At 67.2% G+C, this 20,151-nt stretch carries 25 protein-coding genes; 7 read left to right on the top strand and 18 right to left on the bottom strand.

Annotated features, from left to right (window positions below; translation table 11 throughout):
• Positions 1 to 118 precede the first annotated feature (118 nt).
• Positions 119 to 457: an MmcQ/YjbR family DNA-binding protein gene (locus AC5W7N_RS17990; RefSeq protein WP_194991047.1), complete on the top strand. Its 339-nt coding sequence runs from the start codon at positions 119 to 121 to the stop codon at positions 455 to 457.
• A 19-nt stretch (positions 458 to 476) separates the two neighbouring features.
• Here the strand turns inward: AC5W7N_RS17990 and AC5W7N_RS17995 are convergent, their stop codons facing one another.
• The 4 genes from AC5W7N_RS17995 to AC5W7N_RS18010 all read right to left on the bottom strand — a co-directional run bounded on the left by AC5W7N_RS17995 (position 477) and on the right by AC5W7N_RS18010 (position 2,778).
• Positions 477 to 800, bottom strand: coding sequence for a thioredoxin family protein (locus AC5W7N_RS17995; protein ID WP_163809617.1), 324 nt, complete (start codon positions 798 to 800; stop codon positions 477 to 479).
• Between the two features lie 84 nt (positions 801 to 884).
• Positions 885 to 1,682: a thioesterase family protein gene (locus AC5W7N_RS18000; RefSeq protein ID WP_163809619.1), complete on the bottom strand. Its 798-nt coding sequence runs from the start codon at positions 1,680 to 1,682 to the stop codon at positions 885 to 887.
• A gap of 42 nt (positions 1,683 to 1,724) precedes the next feature.
• Positions 1,725 to 2,048, bottom strand: coding sequence for a branched-chain amino acid transporter permease (locus tag AC5W7N_RS18005; protein ID WP_163809620.1), 324 nt, complete (start codon positions 2,046 to 2,048; stop codon positions 1,725 to 1,727).
• Complete coding sequence (locus AC5W7N_RS18010; RefSeq protein ID WP_280498680.1) at positions 2,041 to 2,778, bottom strand: AzlC family ABC transporter permease; 738 nt, start codon at positions 2,776 to 2,778, stop codon at positions 2,041 to 2,043. Before AC5W7N_RS18010 ends, AC5W7N_RS18005 begins: the two co-directional genes overlap by 8 nt.
• A gap of 79 nt (positions 2,779 to 2,857) precedes the next feature.
• Between AC5W7N_RS18010 and AC5W7N_RS18015 the strand changes: the two genes are divergently transcribed.
• Complete coding sequence (locus AC5W7N_RS18015) at positions 2,858 to 3,298, top strand: Lrp/AsnC family transcriptional regulator (RefSeq protein ID WP_163809624.1); 441 nt, start codon at positions 2,858 to 2,860, stop codon at positions 3,296 to 3,298.
• Positions 3,299 to 3,361: 63 nt separating this feature from the next.
• Here AC5W7N_RS18015 and AC5W7N_RS18020 read toward each other — a convergent pair whose 3' ends face one another.
• A complete protein-coding gene (locus AC5W7N_RS18020; protein WP_495921911.1) occupies positions 3,362 to 4,231 on the bottom strand; it encodes an NAD(P)-dependent oxidoreductase in 870 nt (289 codons plus the stop codon).
• A 265-nt stretch (positions 4,232 to 4,496) separates the two neighbouring features.
• A complete protein-coding gene (locus AC5W7N_RS18025; protein WP_138456816.1) occupies positions 4,497 to 5,825 on the bottom strand; it encodes an MFS transporter in 1,329 nt (442 codons plus the stop codon).
• A 196-nt stretch (positions 5,826 to 6,021) separates the two neighbouring features.
• Between AC5W7N_RS18025 and AC5W7N_RS18030 the strand changes: the two genes are divergently transcribed.
• Complete coding sequence (locus AC5W7N_RS18030) at positions 6,022 to 6,411, top strand: MarR family winged helix-turn-helix transcriptional regulator (protein ID WP_163809627.1); 390 nt, start codon at positions 6,022 to 6,024, stop codon at positions 6,409 to 6,411.
• Between the two features lie 78 nt (positions 6,412 to 6,489).
• Positions 6,490 to 6,936: a MerR family transcriptional regulator gene (locus AC5W7N_RS18035; RefSeq protein WP_194992771.1), complete on the top strand. Its 447-nt coding sequence runs from the start codon at positions 6,490 to 6,492 to the stop codon at positions 6,934 to 6,936.
• A gap of 139 nt (positions 6,937 to 7,075) precedes the next feature.
• Here the strand turns inward: AC5W7N_RS18035 and AC5W7N_RS18040 are convergent, their stop codons facing one another.
• The gene (locus AC5W7N_RS18040) at positions 7,076 to 7,687 is read right to left on the bottom strand and encodes a hypothetical protein (protein WP_495921912.1); all 612 of its coding nucleotides are present in this window, start codon (positions 7,685 to 7,687) and stop codon (positions 7,076 to 7,078) included.
• 24 nt (positions 7,688 to 7,711) lie between these two features.
• Entirely contained in the window at positions 7,712 to 7,834 is a 123-nt protein-coding gene (locus AC5W7N_RS18045) for a hypothetical protein (RefSeq protein WP_267465957.1), read from the bottom strand.
• A 271-nt stretch (positions 7,835 to 8,105) separates the two neighbouring features.
• Between AC5W7N_RS18045 and AC5W7N_RS18050 the strand changes: the two genes are divergently transcribed.
• Positions 8,106 to 9,074 carry an Rpn family recombination-promoting nuclease/putative transposase gene (locus AC5W7N_RS18050; RefSeq protein WP_195019854.1) on the top strand — a complete coding sequence of 323 codons (969 nt, stop codon included), beginning with the start codon at positions 8,106 to 8,108 and terminating at the stop codon, positions 9,072 to 9,074.
• 137 nt (positions 9,075 to 9,211) lie between these two features.
• Here the strand turns inward: AC5W7N_RS18050 and AC5W7N_RS18055 are convergent, their stop codons facing one another.
• The 8 genes from AC5W7N_RS18055 to AC5W7N_RS18090 all read right to left on the bottom strand — a co-directional run bounded on the left by AC5W7N_RS18055 (position 9,212) and on the right by AC5W7N_RS18090 (position 16,850).
• Positions 9,212 to 10,435: an acyl-CoA dehydrogenase family protein gene (locus tag AC5W7N_RS18055; RefSeq protein ID WP_163809639.1), complete on the bottom strand. Its 1,224-nt coding sequence runs from the start codon at positions 10,433 to 10,435 to the stop codon at positions 9,212 to 9,214.
• Positions 10,436 to 10,468: 33 nt separating this feature from the next.
• The gene (locus tag AC5W7N_RS18060) at positions 10,469 to 11,878 is read right to left on the bottom strand and encodes an acyl-CoA dehydrogenase family protein (protein ID WP_375139357.1); all 1,410 of its coding nucleotides are present in this window, start codon (positions 11,876 to 11,878) and stop codon (positions 10,469 to 10,471) included.
• Positions 11,879 to 12,099: 221 nt separating this feature from the next.
• Positions 12,100 to 13,005 (bottom strand): permease-like cell division protein FtsX, encoded by a 906-nt coding sequence (ftsX, locus tag AC5W7N_RS18065; RefSeq protein ID WP_163809643.1) that lies wholly within the window; start codon positions 13,003 to 13,005, stop codon positions 12,100 to 12,102.
• Complete coding sequence (gene ftsE / locus AC5W7N_RS18070; protein ID WP_194990352.1) at positions 13,005 to 13,694, bottom strand: cell division ATP-binding protein FtsE; 690 nt, start codon at positions 13,692 to 13,694, stop codon at positions 13,005 to 13,007. The genes ftsX and ftsE overlap by 1 nt, the downstream gene beginning before the upstream one ends.
• A 121-nt stretch (positions 13,695 to 13,815) precedes the next feature.
• A complete protein-coding gene (locus AC5W7N_RS18075) occupies positions 13,816 to 13,968 on the bottom strand; it encodes an Rv3103c transmembrane domain-containing protein (RefSeq protein WP_163809115.1) in 153 nt (50 codons plus the stop codon).
• Positions 13,955 to 14,833 carry a mechanosensitive ion channel family protein gene (locus AC5W7N_RS18080; protein ID WP_163809647.1) on the bottom strand — a complete coding sequence of 293 codons (879 nt, stop codon included), beginning with the start codon at positions 14,831 to 14,833 and terminating at the stop codon, positions 13,955 to 13,957. The genes AC5W7N_RS18075 and AC5W7N_RS18080 overlap by 14 nt, the downstream gene beginning before the upstream one ends.
• Positions 14,833 to 15,948: a peptide chain release factor 2 gene (gene prfB / locus AC5W7N_RS18085; RefSeq protein WP_163809649.1), complete on the bottom strand. Its 1,116-nt coding sequence runs from the start codon at positions 15,946 to 15,948 to the stop codon at positions 14,833 to 14,835. Before prfB ends, AC5W7N_RS18080 begins: the two co-directional genes overlap by 1 nt.
• A 50-nt stretch (positions 15,949 to 15,998) precedes the next feature.
• Positions 15,999 to 16,850, bottom strand: a complete 852-nt coding sequence (locus tag AC5W7N_RS18090; protein ID WP_490724726.1) for a helix-turn-helix domain-containing protein — start codon at positions 16,848 to 16,850, stop codon at positions 15,999 to 16,001.
• Positions 16,851 to 16,993: 143 nt separating this feature from the next.
• Here AC5W7N_RS18090 and AC5W7N_RS18095 point away from each other — a divergent pair, with 143 nt between their 5' ends.
• Both AC5W7N_RS18095 and hisN read left to right on the top strand, forming a co-directional pair.
• Positions 16,994 to 17,584 (top strand): NADPH-dependent FMN reductase, encoded by a 591-nt coding sequence (locus AC5W7N_RS18095; RefSeq protein WP_490724725.1) that lies wholly within the window; start codon positions 16,994 to 16,996, stop codon positions 17,582 to 17,584.
• A 160-nt stretch (positions 17,585 to 17,744) separates the two neighbouring features.
• Positions 17,745 to 18,530: a histidinol-phosphatase gene (gene hisN / locus AC5W7N_RS18100; RefSeq protein ID WP_163809657.1), complete on the top strand. Its 786-nt coding sequence runs from the start codon at positions 17,745 to 17,747 to the stop codon at positions 18,528 to 18,530.
• A 1-nt stretch (position 18,531) separates the two neighbouring features.
• Here hisN and AC5W7N_RS18105 read toward each other — a convergent pair whose 3' ends face one another.
• Together AC5W7N_RS18105 and AC5W7N_RS18110 are read right to left on the bottom strand one after the other, a co-directional pair.
• The gene (locus AC5W7N_RS18105) at positions 18,532 to 19,050 is read right to left on the bottom strand and encodes a GNAT family N-acetyltransferase (protein ID WP_490724724.1); all 519 of its coding nucleotides are present in this window, start codon (positions 19,048 to 19,050) and stop codon (positions 18,532 to 18,534) included.
• Positions 19,051 to 19,072: 22 nt separating this feature from the next.
• Positions 19,073 to 20,125 (bottom strand): SMP-30/gluconolactonase/LRE family protein, encoded by a 1,053-nt coding sequence (locus tag AC5W7N_RS18110; protein ID WP_495921913.1) that lies wholly within the window; start codon positions 20,123 to 20,125, stop codon positions 19,073 to 19,075.
• Positions 20,126 to 20,151 lie beyond the last annotated feature (26 nt).

Below are 20,151 nucleotides of genomic sequence, written 5' to 3' on the forward strand. Positions count from 1 at the left end.
ATGTCGGGCGCGGGTGGTCGTTGTCCGAAGCGACACGAAATCGAGGCGACACTGTTATCGGCTCGGTCGCCAGAGATGAGATCGAGCAGTGTCGGTGGGGTTTGGAAGAATCCGGCGCATGAGTGCCACCGGGGATGACGTCCGCGCCTTTGCCTTGTCCTTACCGGAGACCGCGGAGCAGTTCACCTGGGGCATGCCCACGTTCCGGGTCGCGGGCAAGCTGTTCCTCACCCTCCCCGACGCCGAAACCTCCATGGCGGTCCGCTGTCCCATCATCGAGCGCGATGAACTCGTCGTCGCCGAACCGGCCAAGTTCTGGATCGCCTCCCACGAAGCGGCCAACGCCTGGGTGCGGGTGCGGTTGGCCGCACTGGACGACCGCGAGGAAATGGAGGCGATCGTCGCCGACTCCTGGCGTCAGGCCGCGCCGCGTGAGCTGCTCGACGACGCTGAGTGACGGCGCGAAAACAGCCCGCTCAGAGAACGTCGGCGAGCTCGTCGAGCAGCCGTCGCTTGGAGCGCGCTCCGACCAGCCGCTTCGACGGTTCGCCGGACCGGAACACCATCAGTGTCGGCATCGCCATCACCGCATAGGCCGCGCTGATCTCCGGATTGGCATCCACATCGAGCGTCACCACCTTCAACTGCGGTGTCTGCGCGGCGATCTCGGCGAGGACCGGAGAGATCATCCGGCAGGGCCCGCAGTGGTCGGAGGTGAAGTCGACCAGGACCGGAAGTTCCGAGCGCAGAACCTCGTTCGCGAAGGTCGCATCCGTCACCGTAGTCACCGCGTTGCTCATCGTCGTCTCCTGTGCTGTTGTCGGGTCGAAGCCGACGCTAAAGGTTGACGTCGAGGTCAAGGCAAGCCGCGATGGCCGGATCCGTCAGTCGAGGGGACGGACGGTGAGGATCTGCTCCGCGCGTCCGACCGGCCCGCGGACGTCGTGCAGGACGGTCGTGGTGAGGCCCTGCCCCTGCTCGCCGAAGACGACGGAGGTGTCGAGCCCGGTCCACGATCCCTGCGGTTGACGGTAGAGGTGGATGGTGAGGTCGACGTTGGGGAACATCCACTTGCGCGGGTCCTGGCGGACCGCGATGCCATTGGCCGTGTCGACCAGCGCGACGAAGCCGGCGAGCGGACTGCTCGGTTCGCCGTCGAGCAGCGCGACCGGCGTCGAGACCCAGGCCGTGGTGCGGCCTGGCTGCGGTGCGGCGGTGGTGCGGACGTCGAGGGAGGTGATATAGCCGCCGGGCCAGAGCTCGCCGATCCGCCACCGATCGAGCGATTCGGGGGCGGGCAGCCGATCGGGTTCGCCACCGGTGACCGCGCTGGTGTCCTGTTCGGCAAGCAGCCAGGCGCGGGCGCTGACGACGGGCCGCCCCGCGATGACGACGGTGGCTTCGGTCAACTCGATGGTGCGTCCCGGCCGGGTGGTGCGGACCTCGATGTCGAATTCTTCGCGGCCGATCTGGCCGAGAATGTCGAAGGTGATCCGGCTCATCGCCAGCGCGGGCCGGCCATCGCGGGTGCGGGCGGTTTCGATGGCGTGCACGATCAGTCCGCCGAGTGGGCTGAAATGTTGCTCGTCGGCCCGCCACGCACCGCCGGTGTATTCGGTCGGCAGGTATCGCTCGGCGCCGATCCGGCGGAAATAGCTGGGTCGATCAGCCGCGTCGGCCATAGGTGGGCACGCTCCTCACTGGTTGGCGAAGGTCTATTCGAATCAGAGCAGATTGAGCAACACGACATACACCCCGGTCCCGATCCCGACGCTGAGCAGGGTGCGCCGGCCGAACAGCAGGTGGACCGCGGCGGTCACGCCCACCGCGAGCAGGGCGTAGAGCGCCGCGCCGTCCTCGGCGACGGTGGTGTGCAGGCTGGTAGCTGCCAGGATCGCGAGGATGCCGACCGGCATCCACACCGCCAGCGTGCGCACCAGATGCGAGCGGCGCAGCGGTTTCAGCACGGCGAACGGGACCGCGCGCAGGGCGAAGGTGATCGAGAAGACGATCACCAGGACGGCGAGCAGATATCCGGTATCAGGCATCGACGGCCACCGCCGTGCGCCCGGTGAGCCGGTACCGGATCAACAGCAGCACCACGAACGCCAGCAGTGCCACGAACAGCGCGACCTGCGGCGTCAGGATCAGCGCGGCGCCGACGGCGAGCACAGCGAGCAGTACCGACGGCAGGTCGCGCCGGGAGCGGCAGGCATCGAGGGCGAGCACCGTGAACAGCGCGCACAGCGCGAACTCCAGCCCTTTGATCGGCCCCGGGATCACCGCACCGATCGCGACACCGACCAGACCGCCGCCGACCCAGTACGCCTGCGCAGCGAGCTGCATCGTCAGCAGGCGCGGCCCCGAGCGCTGGGCGGGCGGCAGCGCCGCGGACACCGCGTACGCCTCGTCGATCATCGCGTACACGCTGTACACCCGCGCGAACCTGTTGCGCACCAGGTGAATCGGGAAGGAGAACGCGTAGAACACGTGCCGGAAGTTCACCACGAACACCGTGACCGCCACCGCCACCAGCGGTGCGGTCGCCGCCACCATGCCGACCAGCAGCAGTTCCAGCGAACCGGCGAAGGCGGCCAGCGACAGCGCGGGCGTCAGCCACCACGGCAACCCCGCCTGCACCACCAGCAGGCCGAGCGCGATGCCCAGCGGAAAGATCCCGAGGCCCGCCGATACCGAGTCGGCGATACCCGCGGCGACCTGTTCCTGCCTGGATCTGGAAGGCACCGCGAGAGCGGGCACCGGGTCGAGTTGCTGCACGAGGTAATTTTCTCGCAAAACGCTTGCTCTTTGGTTGCATACATTGCGCTGCCATGGTTGCTCTGCGCAATATGAATGCATGGATTCGCTTGATCGCGCAATCATCGCTGAGCTGGAGGCCGAGGGGCGGCTGACCAATGTCGAGCTCGCCGGGCGCGTCGGCCTCACCCCGGGGCCCTGTCTGCGGCGCGTGCAGCGGCTCGAATCCGAGGGTGTCATCCGCGGATACCGTGCCGTCATCGACCCGGCCTCGGTCGGCCGGGCCTTCGAGGTACTGCTCGATCTCACTCTGGAAGGCCAGGACGCGGAAACCGTCGCCCGCTTCGAGGCGACGATGACCGGGCTCGACGAGGTCAAGGAGCTGCGCCGGTTGTTCGGCACCCCCGACTATTTCGCCCGCGTCGCCGTCGCGGATCTGGATTCCTACGAGGTGTTCCTGCGCACCCGGGTGATGACGATCCCGAAGATCGGGCGGGTCAATTCACGCTTCACGATGAAGAACCTCAAGCAGCTCGGCTGAACCGCGGGGCGAGTGTTCGTCCGCACCGGAAGGCCGGATGTCACCGCCGGCACGGCGGGCAGGTCAGCGATGGTCGGTCAGCAATTCGACGAGGGTGGTGATGCTCTGGCTGCTCCTTCCGTCGGCGATCGCTCGCCGCAGCAGCTCATGCATCGGCTCGTGCCAGGACATATCGACGCCCGATTCGGCGCTGATCTGGCGATCCTGATCGATCGCATGGTGGAACACCTCGACCGAGGCGCCGAGGCGGGTGTAATCGCGACTGTCGATCTCCTCGGCGACGACCGGAAGAATCGACTCGATCATCTGCAACCACTTGACCGAATAGCCGACCATCGTCCGCGCCTCGCGTCCGCGCGCGGCGAGTATCGCTGCTCCCTCGAGGAACCCGAGGAGGGCGGGAAGCAGCGTCGCGCCCACGGCCGCCTCGTAGAGGGCGGCGAGATCCGGTTCCGCACCGAGGAATTCGACCTCGCCGCCGAACACGCGCAAGAGCCCGGCCTGCTCGTCGAAAACGGCCCGGTCACCGCTGAAGTACAGCAGCGTGTCCGGGTTGCCCACCGCGGACGGGACGTTCTTGATCGCGCCACCGAGGTATCGCGCCCCGCGTTCGGTCGCCCACTGCGCGAATCCGCGCGCCTGCGCGGGAGTTCCGCTGTTCAGCGTGATGAGATCCCGGTCGTGCAGGTCGGCCTCGGCGAGGGCTTCGCTGGTGGCCGCGAAAGTGCTGAGGCACGAGACGATCACGTGGTTGTCGGCCACCGCCTCCGCGATCGGCAGACGCTGAATCGCGCCGGACGCCACCAGCGCCGCTGCCCGCTCCGGACTCCGGTTCCACACCGTGGTGCCATGCCCTGCCGCGAGCAGTGCCGCGGCGAGCGCACTGCCCATCGAGCCCAGCCCCAGGACCGTGACGGGAGTGGATTCAGGCATGTGATCTCCGATCATCCGGCGGTGAGGTCTCGTCCTCATCGGCGCCCTGCGAGTCTCGAATCCACTGAACGGCCCGGCAAGTACGTACTTTTCGGTGGAGATGCTTACGCCGAGGTAACCCATGAGGTCACGGCGCCGGCCTCGCGACCTGGTATGTCGATGGTCATGCGCCTGGGCGGCGCTCGGGAACGGTGCCCGCCCGAATACACGACCGTGGGGCCGCCGAATCGGCGACCCCACGGTCGTATTCGATTGTCGGTTCCGCTTAGGCGAGCTCGGCGACCGCCTGCTTGCGGGCCAGCACGGCCGAGGCGGAGGCGATCAGGCCGATCACGGCGACCGCGGTGACCAGGTACAGCCCGGGCCGGTAGCCTGCGATGCCGTCGGTGGCCGCGTCGCTGATCAGACCGGTCGCGATGGCAAGCACGACCGCGCCGCCGATCTGGAACGAGGTCTGCACCAGACCGGAGGCCAGACCCTGCTCATGGTCGGCGATGCCCTCGGTGGCCTGCACCATCACCGCCGAGAACCCGAGTGCGAAGCCGAGGCCGAGCAGCAGGAACGCGGGCAGGTAATCCACGGCGTAGTTCGGGTCGGCGCTGCCGCCGCGGGTCAGGAACCACACGTAGCCGGCCACGAACGAGGTGAGGGCGGCCAGGATCATCGGGGTGGTGCCGAAGCGGTCGATGAAGTTGCCCGCGATCGGCGACAGGATCGCGACGATGATGCCGGTCGGGGCCATCGCCAGCGCCATCTGCAGCGGCTCCCACTCCAGGGTGTTCTGCAGGTACAGCGACACGATCGTCTGGAAGCTCAGGTAGGAGCCGAAGATCGCCAGCGCGGCCAGGTTCGCCCGCACGATCGACTTCACCTTGAAGATGCTCAGCCGCACCAGCGGGTGACTCACCCGGTTCTCCACCACGAAGAACGTGGACAGCAGGCCGACGGCGAGGATGGTGGTCGCGATGACGGTGGGGGTGAAGCCGGTCTCCGGCGCCGTGACGATCGTGTAGACCGCCGCGAGCATGCCGCCGGTCAGCAGCACCGCCCCGGTGAAATCGATACGGCCCTCTTCCTTTTCGACGTTGCGCGGAATGACGAAGTAAGCCGTGACCGTGACGATCGCGACGACGACGACCGGCATGTAGAAGGTCAGCCGCCAGTCGATGCCGGTGAGCAGGCCGGACACGATCAGGCCGGAGGCGTAGCCGGTGGCGCCGAAGATGGTGAAGATCGACAGGGCCCGGTTGCGGTCGGGGCCTTCCTTGAATGTGGTCGTGATGATGGACAGCGCGGCCGGCGCGGTGAAGGCGGCGGCGACGCCCTTGATGATGCGGGTGGCGATCAGCAACGCGCCGTCATCGACGAGGCCGCCGATCAACGAGGCGATTCCGAAGACCACCAGAGCCGTCAGGAAGACCTGTCGCCGGCCCAGCAGGTCGGCGGCTCGTCCGCCGAGCAGCAGCAATCCGCCGTAGCCGAGGATGTAGCCATTGACGATCCACTGCAGCGCAGAGGTGTCCAGGCCCAGGTCTTCGCCGATCGAGGGGAGTGCGACGCCGACCATGGAGACGTCGAGCGCGTCGAGGAACATCGCCAGACCGGCGACGAACAGAATGGCCCACAGCTTGGGCCCCCAACCACTCGCGGTTGGTTCGGAAGTAGTAGGAGCAGTGAGGTTCTGGGGTGCCGTTGTCGTGGTCACGGAAGGTAACTTAAATGCACACGCATTGAATGTCAACACATGTAATGCGCGTGCATAAAATGCCTTGACATGGTAACCTCGGCTCATGTACCACGACACCGACAAAGATGTCTGCGCGAAGTGGTCCGAAACGCTCCGCCTCTACCACGGCACGTCCTGTGAGCTGGAGAGCGCGCTTCAGGCACAGCATCAGCTCGGCCTCAGCGAGTTCGAGCTGCTCCAGGTCCTCGGCGGACGCTGCGGCGAAGCGCAGGCGGAGAAGGTCAAGATGAAAGACATCGAGACCGAGATGTACCTGAGCCAGAGCGCGCTCTCGCGCACCGTGACCAGGCTGGAGAAGGCCGGGCTCGTCGTCCGCGCCACCTGCGACTTCGACCGCCGCGCCAATTTCCTGAAACTCACCGCCGCCGGCCGCGAACGCCTCGACGCCGCCCGCCCGACCCACCAGGAAGTTCTGCGCAAGCACCTGACCTGAACGGTTCCCGGATGAAGATCCGGGCGCGGCCGGTTGTCACCGGTGACCGCGCACCCGCGCGGATCGGAAAGGACCGGGATGCGGATCGGGGAATTGGCCGAACGCGCGTCGACCACCACACGCGCCCTGCGCTACTACGAATCGCGCGGCCTGCTGCGCTCGAGCCGCGACGCCAGCGGCTACCGCGTCTACAGCGAGGACGACTACCGCGTCGTACGCCAGATCCGCACCTTGCAGGAATGTGGTTTCGAGCTGGAGGAGATCCGCCCCTTCGTCGAATGCCTGCAAGCGGGCAACCCATCCGGCGATTCGTGTCCCGCCTCGGCGGAGGTGTATCGCAGGAAACTGGCCGAAGTGGATGAGCTCATCGGGCAGTTGCGGGGAGTGCGGCAGTGGATTCTCACACGGCTGGATGAGCCGGACCCGGGCGAGCCGGTGCCCGCCCCCGCGTGCGAATTCGCCGCGCACGGGTTGGCGCCGGACCGCGTCGTGCGGTCGCGCTCACGCGATCTCACGGAGAGGTGAGCACGCTCAAAGGCCAGAGCCGCAGCCGAGGGAGCGGTCGAAGTCGTGGGCGACCACGTCCGAAAACGCACCGTCGATACAGCCGCCGGGTATCGCGGGCCTCTGGAATGTCGAGGCGGATCAGGCGTCCGCAGCGAGATCAACCCCGCTGCTCCGCTACCGCTGCCGCGAAGTCGGGGTGAGCGCGGATGGTGATCGAGTCGGGGTTCTCGATCGGACCTATCCGGATGAATTGCGCTGCAGCCTGATACACGAGCATGGCGATGAACAAGCCGAGCGGGCACCAGCCGGGGAAGAATGCCGCGACCCACGCGGGGTGGATACGGTCGACCCCGAGTTGGTTGGCGATGAACAGGGCGGGCAGGAGGGGGAGGCCGATGATGATCACGACGCGAGCAAGCCATCGCAACAGCGTCGTGCGCCGGACGCATGCCGCGCAGACGGGCCACGTGCCGTGCACATCTCCGGCGACCGGAGGAATGTTGATGCCGAGCTTGAACAAGTCGGCACCGAGTCCGCGCAGTGTGACGCCGAGACCCTGCTGCTCGACCCCGCGCGACGTTCGGCGGAAAGTGATGACCTTTTTCCAGTGGTCGACGGCGGATCGTCCGTGTTCGCTGCAGACATCCGGCAGCGGCTGCCGGAGCTCCAGTGAGAACAGATCCCGCCATTCGCGGGAGTTCGACATCCGCAGCATGTCGGAGACGGTTTCCATCCCGTAGCGGGGCTGCGCAGGTACGGCGACGTCCATTCGTTCGGCAGGGTAGTTCGCCATTTACACCAGCCAACCGCGCTGCTGACGCTCCTGCAAGTACACATCGTCCTCGTCGGGTTCGTCCGGCGTGCCAACCTGCTCCCGGTTGGGCTTGCGGGTACCGGGGTGTAGCTGCACTTTCATCGGATCAACCCCTGTAGGTTCTCGGACACCAACGCTCACAATCGATTTCCCTGCGACATGCCTCGCGCATACTGCGTCGACGGTAGACGATTCGTCGACTCCTAATACTTGGACGCCCGATACCGCCGATCGGTTCCATCGATTCGTTCTCCGGGTCGCCGGGAAGGCCGGCATTGCGGACGCCGCCGCGCGGGACCAGGTTCGCCGCCATGTCGCAGACTGCCCGGTCTAGTACTACTCCGTAGCCGGTCGGCGTGGATAGCGTCCCTCTATGAGCACTGCTCCGTCGAACCCACACGACGCGTTCTTCCGGCATATGCTGCGCCGTCCGTCCGATGCCGCCTGCCAGATGCGGGCGATGGTGCCAGATGATGTCGCCGCGCGCGTCGATTGGGATGCGCTGGAACCGCTCTCGTGCAGTTTCGTCTCCGACCAGCTGCGGTCGACCTACAGTGACCTGCTGTTCCGCACCCGTCTCGATGGGCACCAGGCATACATCTACGTTCTGATGGAGCACCAGAGCCGCAGCGACCCCTTCATGGCGCTACGGATGCTGGACTACGTGGTCGCCATCTGGAACCGCTACCTCGACGAACATCCGAAAGCGAAATCCTTGCCTGCGGTGATCCCCCTGGTGGTGCACGCCAGCCCCCGCGGGCACACGTGGCGGGCACCGACGGAAGTGGCCGATCTGATCGACCTCGACCCCGCCGGCCTGCGCGATCTGATCCCATACCTGCCCAGGCTGCGATTCCTCCTCGACGACCTCACCGCCGTCGATCTGGCCGAGCTACGCGCCCGTGCCTCAACGCCGACCGTGCGAGTCGTGCTCACCCTCCTGAAACTCGCGCCCGGCAACTCACACCTCGACATCGACCTGCAACCCCTGGTCAATGACCTGCGCCGGATCATCGCGGCACCCGGGGGCATAGATGACTTGCAGTCGATCCTGACCTACATTATTGGTGTCGGCGACACCACCGACACCGACCTGGAACCCCTGATCGACCAGCTCGGTCCCCAGGCCAAGGAGACTTTCATGACCACTGCTGAGCGACTCCAAGAACGTGGCCGTGCTGAAGGTCGCGCGGAGACCTTGATCGAGCTACTCGGCCTCAAGTTCGGTGCTGTCCCGGTGGAGGTTGTCGCTGCGGTGCGTCGGGCTACGTCGGAGCAGTTGCATGCTTGGACGGCTCGGATTCTGACCGCGACCAGCCTCAATGAGATGGGAATCGCCTGAGCGGACCGGAGCGAGCACGTAGCGGCCTACGATCCGGACCGCGACAACTCGAGGGCCTCTCCGTTCACGACTCCTACCGAACGCAAAGAACCGGTGCAGGTCGACAGCCGACCTGCACCGGTTCCCGGGTTCACCGCTTACTTCAGCTCAGCACTGGTCTTCCCCAGCACCCGCCGCGCGACGATCAGTTGCTGAATCTGCTGGGTGCCTTCGAAGATATCCAGAATCTTCGAGTCACGGCCCCACTTCTCCAGCAGGGTGCGCTGCGAGTAGCCGAGCGGGCCGGCGAGCTCGACGGCCTTGAGGGTGACGTCGGTGCCGGTGCGGCCGGCCTTGGCCTTGGACATCGAAGCCTCGAGGGAGTTGGGCTTCTTGTTGTCGGCCATCCAGGCCGCGCGCAGCGCCAGCAGGTAGGCCGATTCGTAATCGGCTTCCATGCGCAGGAATTCGGCGGCCGCGGCGGGCTGGTTGTTGGCGGGGATGTCGTAGGACGGTTCGATGCCCGCGTCCTTCAAGACCACACGCAGCTCTTCGAGGGCGGCGCGGGCCACGCCGACGGCCATGGCGGCGACGAGGGGACGGGTGTTGTCGAAGGTCTGCATGACCCCGGCAAAACCCTTCTCCACGTTGACTTCCGGGCTGCCGAGGATGTTGTCCTTCGGGATGCGGCAGTCCTGCAGCAGCAGCACTGCGGTATCGGAGGCCTTGATGCCGAGCTTGTGCTCGAGCCGCGCCACCGACAGGCCGGGAGCGTCCCGCGGCACGACGAACGACTTGATGGCCGCGCGGCCGAGGCTGCGGTCGACCGAGGCCCACACCACGATGTGGGTGGAGCGCTCACCGGCGGTGACGAAGATCTTCTCGCCGTTGAGGACCCACTCGTCGCCGTCGAGCACGGCGGTGGTGGTGACGGCCGCGGAGTCGGAGCCGAAGGACGGCTCGGTGATGGCCATGGAGGCCCACACCTTGCCGAACCGCTTGAGCTGCTCATCGGTGGCGACGGCCGCGATGGCGGCATTGCCGAGGCCCTGGTAGGGGATCGACAGCATCAGGCCGACGTCGCCCCACGAGGTCTCGAGGGCGTTGAGCAGGGCGGACATATTGCCGCCGTTGGTGTTTCCGAGCAGCTCGGTGGCGTGCGCGTCGCTGTCGTCCTCGCGGCCGCCCGCGGCGCCGCCGATCTTCTGGGTGCCGGAGTCGGCGAGGCCCTCGACCATGGCGGCCATGGTGTCGAGCTCGACCGGGTACTCGTGCTCGGCGAGATCGTATTTACGCGAGATGGGGCGGAAGATCTGCGCGGCGACCTGATGCGCCTGGTTGGCGCTGGCCCGCAGCTTCTTGGGGAGTTCGAGATTGATCATGGTTGGAATCTCCTGAAGTAACGAACGGGCCGGTCAGACGAGCACGACACCTTCGGCGACGCCGATGCCGCGCAGATCGCGGTACCAGCGCTCGACCGGGTGCTCCTTGGTGTAGCCGTGGCCGCCGAGCAACTGCACGCCGTCCAGGCCGAACTGCATGCCCTTGTCGGTGGCCAGCTTCTTGGCCAGCGCCGCCTCGCGGGCGAAGGACAGCCCCTGTTCGGCGCGGGAAGCGCCGCGCAGCGTCACCAGCCGCAGACCGTCGAGTTCGATGGCGATATTGGCGACCATGAACGCGACCGCCTGCCGGTGCGAGATCGGCTCGCCGAACGCTTCACGCTCGTTGACGTAGGGGATCACGTAGTCGAGCACGGCCTGGCCGGTGCCGACGGCGAGCGAGGCCCAGCCGAGGCGGGCCAGGCGCACGGCGTCGGCGTAGTCCTCGGCGTGCTGCTTGCTGTCACCGTCGCCGAGCAGCGCGTCGGTGCCGACGGCGACGTTGTCGAGAATGAGCCGGCCGAGGCCCGCGGCCCGCAGACCCATGCTCGGGTCGGCTTCCACCACCAGGCCCTGCGCGTCGGACTCGACGATGAACAGCGCGGGGCGCCCGTCGAGTTCGGCGCCGACGATGAACAGCTCGGCGTCGGCGGCGGCCGGGACCAGGCTCTTCACCCCGGAGAGGCGGTAGCCGCTCGGGGAGCGCACGGCCTTGGTCTGCAGGGCGAAGGGGTCGAACAGGGCGCGCGGCTCGCTGATCACCACCGAGGCCTGCGGCACGTTCTCGCCGGTGAAGGCCGGCAGGTAGGTCTGCTGCTGCGCGTCGGTGCCCCACTGCGACAGCGCCACCGCGACGCCGCTCGGCGCGAGGATCGGCAGCGCCAGGCCCATATCGCCGTGCGCGAGGGCCTCGGCGACCATCGAGTTGGTGACGGCGCCGCGCTCGCTGGCCGCGCCCTCGAGCTCCTCGGGGACGTTGATCAGGGTGATGCCGAGTTCGGCGGCGCGGCCGAGCAGATCCTTCGGCGCTGCGGCGGCCTCATCGGCGTCGTGTGCGGCCGGACGCAGGATCTCGGCGGCGAACTCGCGCACCGTCTCGACGATCATCTGCTGTTCGTCGGTGGGGGTGAGGTCGAAGTAGTCCTTGTTCTTGGCCTCGTTGGTGGCCAGGCGCTTGGGCTGCCCGCCGCCCGCGACCTTGTTGAATGCGCGGGTGGCCGCGCCGAGGGTGCGGAAACCGGTCTTGGTGCCTTCGTAGGTGACCCGCTCGATCGGCTTGCGCAAGTTGTACTTCTCGGCGAGTTCGGACCCGGTGAGGGTCGTCATCACCCGCATCGCCGCGCCCATCCAATCCCGCTTGGGTTGGTTCAGGCCGACCGCGGAATCCTGGCTCCGGCCGGAATCCGGACGTCGCTTCGTCGCGCTGTCTCGAGTGCTCATCATCACCTGTTTTCTCGGATGGGTGGGTGAGTGGGTGGTGGTCCCATTATCTTACTCTTGAGTAAGGCTATCTTACTCCAGAGTAAGAAGAGCGTCGAGGGTTCGCGAATCTGTTGCCGAGTCGTTGTGCGGTATCACAAAACGGGGATGCGCACAACGCGAACAGGCCGGTCCACCGCTGGGTGGACCGGCCTGTGCTCGCTGCGCCCGGGGGCGCGGTGTCACGCTTATTCGCGCACGTAGTAGCGCAAAGTGGCGTAGGCCGTCACGGCCGCGAACGCGACGCCGATCGGCGCGATGATCAACGCCGTCATCGCGATGTCGTCGCCGGTGATGCGGGGAAAGACCTTGCTCGCGAACAAGTCGCCGAGCGCCCGGTCCACCACCAGCGGCCGCGCGATGAACAGACCGGCCACCGCGAGCAGCGAACCGGCCAGCGCCGCCACCACCGCCTCCAGCAGGAACGGCAACTGGGTATACCAGCGGGTGGCACCGACCAGCCGCATGATGCCGACCTCGGTGCGCCGGGTGAACGCCGCGATCTGCACCATGTTCGCGATCAACAGCAGTGCCGCCACGGCTTGCAGGATGGCCAGACCGAATGCCGCGTTGCGCAACCCGTCGAACAGGCTGACCAGCCGGTCGACGATGTCCTTGTCGTTGCGCACCATGCCCACACCGGGCCGGTCGTAGAACGACTCGTAGATCGTCGGATACAGCTGAGCGTCGACCATCTTCACCCGCAGCGATGCGGGCAGCGGCGTATCGGCCACGTACTCGGCCAGCTCCGGCTGATCCTTGAAGGTCTTCTCCTTGGCCTCACGGATGGCGTCGTCCCGGTTGAGGAACTGCACCGACTCCACGCCCTCGGTGGCCTTGAGATCGGCCATCAGCGATGAGCACGGCTCGAGCGAGCAGTCCGGATCGGTCGCCGACACGTCCTCGGTCAGGTACAACCGCACCTCGAGCCGATCCAGGAAGTACTGCTCGGTCTTGTCCGCGATCCGCACGGCGAGCAGACCGCCACCGAGCATGGTGAGCGAGACCGCCGTGGTCAGGATCATCGCGATGGTCATGGTGACGTTGCGGCGCAGGCCTTCGACAACCTCGCCGAACAGGAAACTCGCCCGCATTATCGATCAACTCCGTACACGCCGGTGGCCTCGTCGCGAACCATGCGTCCGCGGTCGAGTTCGATGACCCGCCGGCGCATCGAGTCGACGATGTGGTTGTCGTGGGTGGCCATCAGTACCGTGGTGCCGGTGCGGTTGATCCGTTCCAGCAGGGCCATGATGTCGGCGCTGGTCTCCGGATCGAGGTTGCCGGTCGGCTCGTCGGCCAGCAGTACCAGCGGCCGGTTGACGAACGCGCGCGCGATCGCCACGCGCTGCTGCTCGCCGCCGGACAGTTCACCCGGCAGCCGGTCGGCCTTACCGCCGAGCCCCACCATGTCCAGCACTTCGGGCACGGTGCGCTCGATGAACTGCCTGCGCTTCCCGATCACCTCGAGCGCGAAGGCCACGTTCTGCTCGACCGTCTTCTGCTGCAGCAGCCGGAAATCCTGGAACACGCACCCGATCCGCTGCCGCAGTTTGGGCACCTTACGGCCCGGCAGGCGGTCCACCCGGAAATCGGCCACCTGGATCTCACCGGCGGTGGGGATTTCCTCCTTGAGCAGCAACCGCATGAAGGTCGATTTGCCCGAGCCGGACGGTCCGATGATGAAGACGAACTCGCCCTTGCCCACATCCACCGTGATGTTGTCCAGCGCGGGTCGCGTCGAGGTCTTGTACGACTTCGTGACGTTCCGCATCGTGATCACGGGGAGCCAGTGTAACCATGGCCCTCCCCATGGCCGGGGCCCGTGAGCTGCCTCACGAGCGCGATCAGGCCCTGGTCAGAGCCGCCATCCTGGTGATCTCAGGCCCGCGAACTCGGGCGGGTCACGGGGTCGGTGGCGTCGTATGCACCGCTGCCGGAACGGTATTCACCAATGGCGCGGGCGGTGTGGGCGTGTCGGGTTTGACGAACAGATACAGCACGAACGTGGCGACCCAGCTCCCCATCAGGATCGCCGTGGATTTACGCGGTCTCACTGATACCTTCCCTGCGCAGCGCGGCGGCTACCCGGACCCGCAGCTCACGTCCTACTTCGAATTGCTTACCCGGCAGGGTGCGGGCGACCATCCGGATGTTCATCTGATCGACCGTGAGGTCTTCCACACCCATGACCGTCGGCTCGTCCAGCAGCAGCGGCTCGAGCCTGCGGTCGCGGTAGGCCTCTTCGCCCACCTTGTGCAGGATCTCGTTCACCCGGTTGATATCGGCACTGGCCGCCACCGGGACGTCGATCGCCGCACGAGCCCAATCTTTCGACAGATTCGTGACTTTCACAATCTGGCCGTTGGGCACGATGATCACCTGACCGTCGGCATCACGCAAGGTGGTGATCCGCAGTGTGACGTCTTCGACGGTCCCCTCGGCGGAGTCGGCGGCGCCGGTGACGTTGATCCGCACCACATCACCGAACCCGTACTGCCGCTCGGTGATCAGGAAGAACCCGGCGAGGATGTCCTGCACGATGCGCTGGGCGCCGAAACCGAGTGCGGCACCGAGCACCGCGGCAGGCGCGACCAAGCCGGTGACGGCGAACCCCAGGCGCTGCAACACCTCCATGCCGACCAGCACATAGACGATGGTCAGCACCACCCAGGTGACCACCTGCGCCAGCGCGTGCCGATGCTTGGCCGCCTCGGTGCGCACCAGTGCGTCGCTGCTCTGGAAACCGGCGTCGATCTTGCGGGTGACGCGGTCGCGCACGAACGTCGCGAACCGGCTGAACAGCACCGCACCCAAGATCAGCAGCACGATCTCCAGGCCGGAAGAGCGCAGCCATGGGGTGACGTCGGAGGAAACCGACAGCGCGTGGATCCCCGAACTCTGGATCCCCGAGGCGAACATCAGTTGGCCTGCTCCCGCATCCTCCAGCGGATCCCGCTCTCGATGAATCCGTCGATATCACCGTCGAGCACCGCGGACGGATTGTTGACCTCGTAGTTGGTGCGCAGGTCCTTGACCATCTGGTACGGGTGCAGCACGTAGGAGCGCATCTGGTTACCCCAGGACGCGCCCTCGTTGGTCTTGAGGGCGTCCATCTCGGCGCGCTCTTCCTGCCGCTTGCGCTCGAGCAGCTTGGCCTGCAGCACGCGCATCGCCGAAATCTTGTTCTGCAGCTGCGATTTCTCGTTCTGGCAGGTGACGACGATGCCGGTCGGGATATGGGTCAGGCGCACGGCGGAGTCGGTGGTGTTGACGCTCTGGCCACCGGGGCCCGATGAGCGGTACACGTCGACGCGGATCTCGCCCTCGGGGATCTCGATGTGGTCGGTGGTCTCCACCACCGGCAGCACCTCGACCTCGGCGAAGGAGGTCTGGCGCCGGCCCTGGTTGTCGAACGGGCTGATCCGCACCAGGCGGTGCGTACCCATCTCCACCGAGAGCGTGCCGTAGGCATAGGGCGACTTCACCGCGAAGGTGGCGCTCTTGATGCCCGCCTCTTCGGCGTAGGAAGTGTCGTAGACCTCCACCGGGTACTTGTGCCGATCGGCCCAGCGGATGTACATGCGCATCAGCATCTCGGCCCAGTCGGCGGCGTCCACGCCGCCGGCGCCGGAACGAATGTTGACCAGCGCCTCACGCTTGTCGTATTCACCCGACAGCAGCGTGCGCACCTCCATCGCCTCGACGTCCGCGTGCAGCGCGGCGCGTTCGGCGTCGGCCTCGGCGAGCGCGGCGGTCATCGCCTCGCCTTCCTCGCCTTCGGCCAGTTCGTAGAGGACCGGGAGATCTTCCAGCCGCTGCCGCAGTTCCTCGACCCGGCGCAACTCGCCCTGGGCGTGCGAGAGCTCGCTGGTGACCTGCTGGGCGTGGTCCTGGTCGTTCCACAGATCGGGGTCGGACGCCTGGTGCTCGAGTTCATCGATGCGGCGGCGTAGCTCCTCGATGTCGAGGACCGACTCGACGGTCTTGAGCGTGGTGTCGAGTTCGGCGAGATCGGCGGATACGTCGGGATGCACGATGTCCAAGGCTACCGGGCCGGTACGGCGGGGTGAAACCGCAGGGCAGGCTATCCGGAGACGGCGCGCAACGCGCCGGGGCGGCGACCGTTGAGGGCGTCGAGCGCGGCGGCGGTGGCCTCGTCGGCGGGCAGGTAGACGATGAGCTGCTGATCGTCGTCGGCGGGCAGATCGAGGGTTTCGTAGGCCATCCGCAGCCCGCCCACCTCGGGATGCTGCATACGCGTGATGCCGGTGACCGGTGGCAGGTTCGGCACGGTGTCGACGCGGTCGGTGAAGGCGGCCCCCGCGGTGATGGTGAGGCGGTCGGCGAGGGCGTCGATGTGCGGATCCGCGCGGAACGGGCCCTGCTTGAGGGCGGCGACGAGGTAGTCGGCGACCCGATCCCAGTCCGGGAAGAACTGCTTGGCGCGCGGATCGGTGAAGGCGTAACCGGCCAGATCGGGCAGTTCCTCGTCGAGCTGGCCGGAGGCACGCATCAGGGTGCGATAGCCCTCGGTGCAGGCCAGGATCTCGGTGAGCCGGTTGACCACGATCGCCGCGGTGGGTTCCAGCTGGTCGAGGATGGTGCGCACGGACGCCCGCACCTCTCGGTTGGGCTGAGCGCCGCCCATGCAGGTGAATCCGGAATCCGCCTTGGTGAGCCGATAGAGATGGACTCGCTCGCTCGCGGTGAGGCGCAGGACATCGGCCAGCGCCGACAGCACCGGCGGTGACGGATTGCGGTCGCGGTCTTGCTCGAGACGGGTGAGGTATTCGACGCTCACGCCCGCCAGCGTCGCCAGCTCCGAACGGCGCAGCCCAGGGGTGCGCCGACGCGGCCCGCTCGGCAGCCCGACCTCCGCGGGAGTGACCGCCTCGCGCCGGGTGCGCAGGAACAGGCCCATCTCATTGGTGCTCACCCACTCACCGTAACCACCTTCCCGGCGCTGAGAGTGGCCCTCGCACTACCACCCTCGGCGCGGTCTTCATCGGGCTTCCGATCGCGGCCAGAGTGATGAACGAGCGACCGCCACGGTCGCACCTCGATCCGAAGGAGAACGGCATGACCACGCCACTGAAGCTCGCGGTGATCATCGGCAGCGTCCGGGACGGACGGTTCGGCCCGGTGGTGGCCGGCTGGTGCGCCGACCAGGCCCGCGCGCACGGCGGCTACGACGTCGACGTCATCGATCTGGCCGACTACGACATCCCGCTCGAACTGCCCGCCGTCCCGCCCGCCATGAACCCCGACCCCGACCGGCCCGCCGGAATGACGGCATTGACCGAGCGGTTGTCGGCGGCCGACGCCTACGTCATCGTCACGCCCGACTACAACCGCAGCTTCCCCGCCTCGCTCAAGGCGGCCATCGATTGGCACTTCACGCAATGGCAGGGCAAGACCATCGGGTTCGTCGGCTACAGCGGAGCCAGCGGCGGGCTGCTGGCCATCGAAGGGCTGCGGCAGGTGTTCAACGAGCTCGACGCGCACACGCTGCGCGAATACGTGTCGTTCCCGCGGTACTACCTGCTCTTCGACGAGAACGGGCAGCTGCGGGACCCGGAGGAGCCGGCCGGGGCGGCGCGCACGATGCTGGACCGGCTGCACTGGTGGGCGTCGGCGTTGACGGCCGCCCGGTCGGTTCCGGTGGGCTGATCGCACTGGTTCTGTGTCAGGGCGTCGAAGAGGTCGCCGGTCGGACGACGTGGGCCGGCCGCCCGGCGGCACGAGCCCGCAGTGATCGTTGGCCTGTGCACAAGCTGCGCGAGACGGTGACAGTGCTGGGCAGCGGCAGAGGACCGGATAAGGTTCGGAGGTGGCTGCGCACACTTCCGATCTCGAACTCGCCCTGCGGCTCGCCGATGCCGCCGATGCGATCACCAAGGAACGTTTCGGGGCGCTCGACCTGAAGGTGGACGCCAAACCGGATCTGACGCCGGTGTCGGATGCGGATCTCGCGGTGGAACGGGAAATCCGGCGGATCCTCGAGCATGAGCGGCCGCAGGATTCGGTGCTCGGCGAGGAGTTCGGCGGTGATGCCGAATTCGCGGGCCGCCAGTGGGTGATCGATCCGATCGACGGCACCAAGAACTTCGTGCGCCGCGTTCCGGTGTGGGCGACGCTCATCGCGCTGCTCGAGGACGGCGTACCGGTGGTCGGCGTGGTGAGCGCACCGGCGCTGGCCCGCCGCTGGTGGGCGGCCGCGGGTTCCGGCGCCTGGTCGAGTTTCCATCCGGGCGCGCCGAAACCGATCACCGTCTCCGCCGTCGCCGATCTCGACAACGCCAGCCTGGCCTTCTCCAGCCTGTCCGGCTGGCGCGACCGCGGTGTGCGCGAGAAGTTCATCGACTTCACCGATGAGGTGTGGCGGGTGCGCGGCTACGGCGATTTCCTCAACTATTGCCTGGTCGCCGAGGGTGCGGTGGATATCGCCACCGAACCCGAGGTCTCCCTGTGGGATCTGGCGGCCCTCGACATCCTGGTCCGTGAGGCCGGCGGCTCCTTCACCTCGCTCAACGGTGCTCCTGGCCCGCACGGCGGCGATGCGGTCGCCACCAATGGCCTTCTGCACCAGGCCGTTCTCGACCGCCTCGCGCCCTGAGCTACCCGCGGCCGAGCTGCTTCTCCAGCAGCACGATCCGCTCGCAGCCGTGGAAACGGGCAGGCAATGGGGCCGTGCCCACCTCGGCGAAGCCCTGCCCGGCATAGAACGCCCGCAACACCGAATTGTTCTCGGCGGTATCGAGCCGCTGCACCGACAGCCCGCGAGCCAGCGTGCGTTCGGCGCAGAAGTCCAGTACCCGCCCGCCCAGCTGTTCGCCACGGTGTGCCGGAGCGACCATGAGCCCGTGCACGTACCCGGCCTCGGCGTCGGACTCGCCCCAGAATTCGGGATCGCGCCAGATCAGTCGCACGGTGGCGATGAGCGCTCCGGCGTCCTCGCGCCAGACGAACCATTCGCCGCGGGCGATCTCGGCGGCGACCGCCTCGGGTGGATACTCGCCCGGTTTCCACTGCTGGATGTCGTTGGCGAGCATCCAGTGCGCGAGTTCGTCGCGGAGCTCTGCGATGTCGGTGGCATCCGCCGCCGTGGCGGGAAGCATCGGTGCGGGTCTGCTCATGCGACTACCAGCCATGGGACGACTATCGCCTGGTCGCGTCGGCAGGGGTGAGGTCGATGCCCGCGGGCGGGCGCAGGCGGCGCAGGGTGCCGTCCATGCTGGTGATGAACAGGGACCAGGAATCCCCATCGCGCGCTATGCGGACCGACGTGGTGCCGTCGGGAGGGATGCGGACCGGGTCGGGGCGTTTGATGAGGCCGGAAATGATCGCGCAGCTCGCGCCGGTAGCGGTGTCGACGCGGTAGATCGCGCCCGCGATGTGGTCGGCAACGAAGAGATCGCCGTCGCGGGTGGCCTCCATATCGTCGGGTAGGGCGAACAGTTCGGGTGGGCCTGAGACGACGGTGGGGGAGTTGGGGGCGTCGAGCGGGATGCGGAAGATACGCATGGTCAGGTTGTCGGTGTAGATCGACCGCCCATCGGCGGCCAGCGCCAGCCCATTGGTCAACGGCAGGTTCGACCAGCTCTCGGTGTATTCGCCGGTGGACGGCCGATAGCGGGCGATCCCGGTGGGCGCTCGCTGCATTCCCAGGGTGCTGAACAGGAGATCGCCATCGGGCAGCAGGAGCAGGCCGTTGGGCCCGTTCAAATCGGTGAGCAGGACCGTCGACGCGCCGGTGTCGATGTCGTAGCGCTGGAGCGTGCCCGGCGCCGCATCGATACCGTCGCCGGTGAGGAAGTACACCGATCGTCCGACCACCCGGACGCCCGCCGGCTTGTCGAGCCCGGTGATCAGCTTCTCGAACTTTCCGACCGCCGACACGTGGGCGAGGAACCCGTCGACGATGCCGGTGACGTAGAAGCCGCCCGCGCCGTCGGAGTCGAGGTTCTCCAGATTGCCGACACCCTCGACGACCGTGGTGGCTTCCCACCCGTCCCCGCACATCGCCGGAAACGGCTGCGCGTGCGCGGGCCCGGCCGTGGCCAGGCCGGCCGCGACCGTCGCCGCGAGCAGCGCCGCCCAGGCGCGCGCTCTCGCCATCCCGAATGCCATGCCGGACAACCTAACAGCCGTCTTCGGCGGTTGCCCGTCGTTGAACGTGACTGCCGCACTGTCGGGCTCGCGGATGTCCACCGCGGCAAATCGGTGGTCCGGAAAGG

It is taken from the genome of Nocardia sp. CDC519 (genome assembly GCF_059509835.1).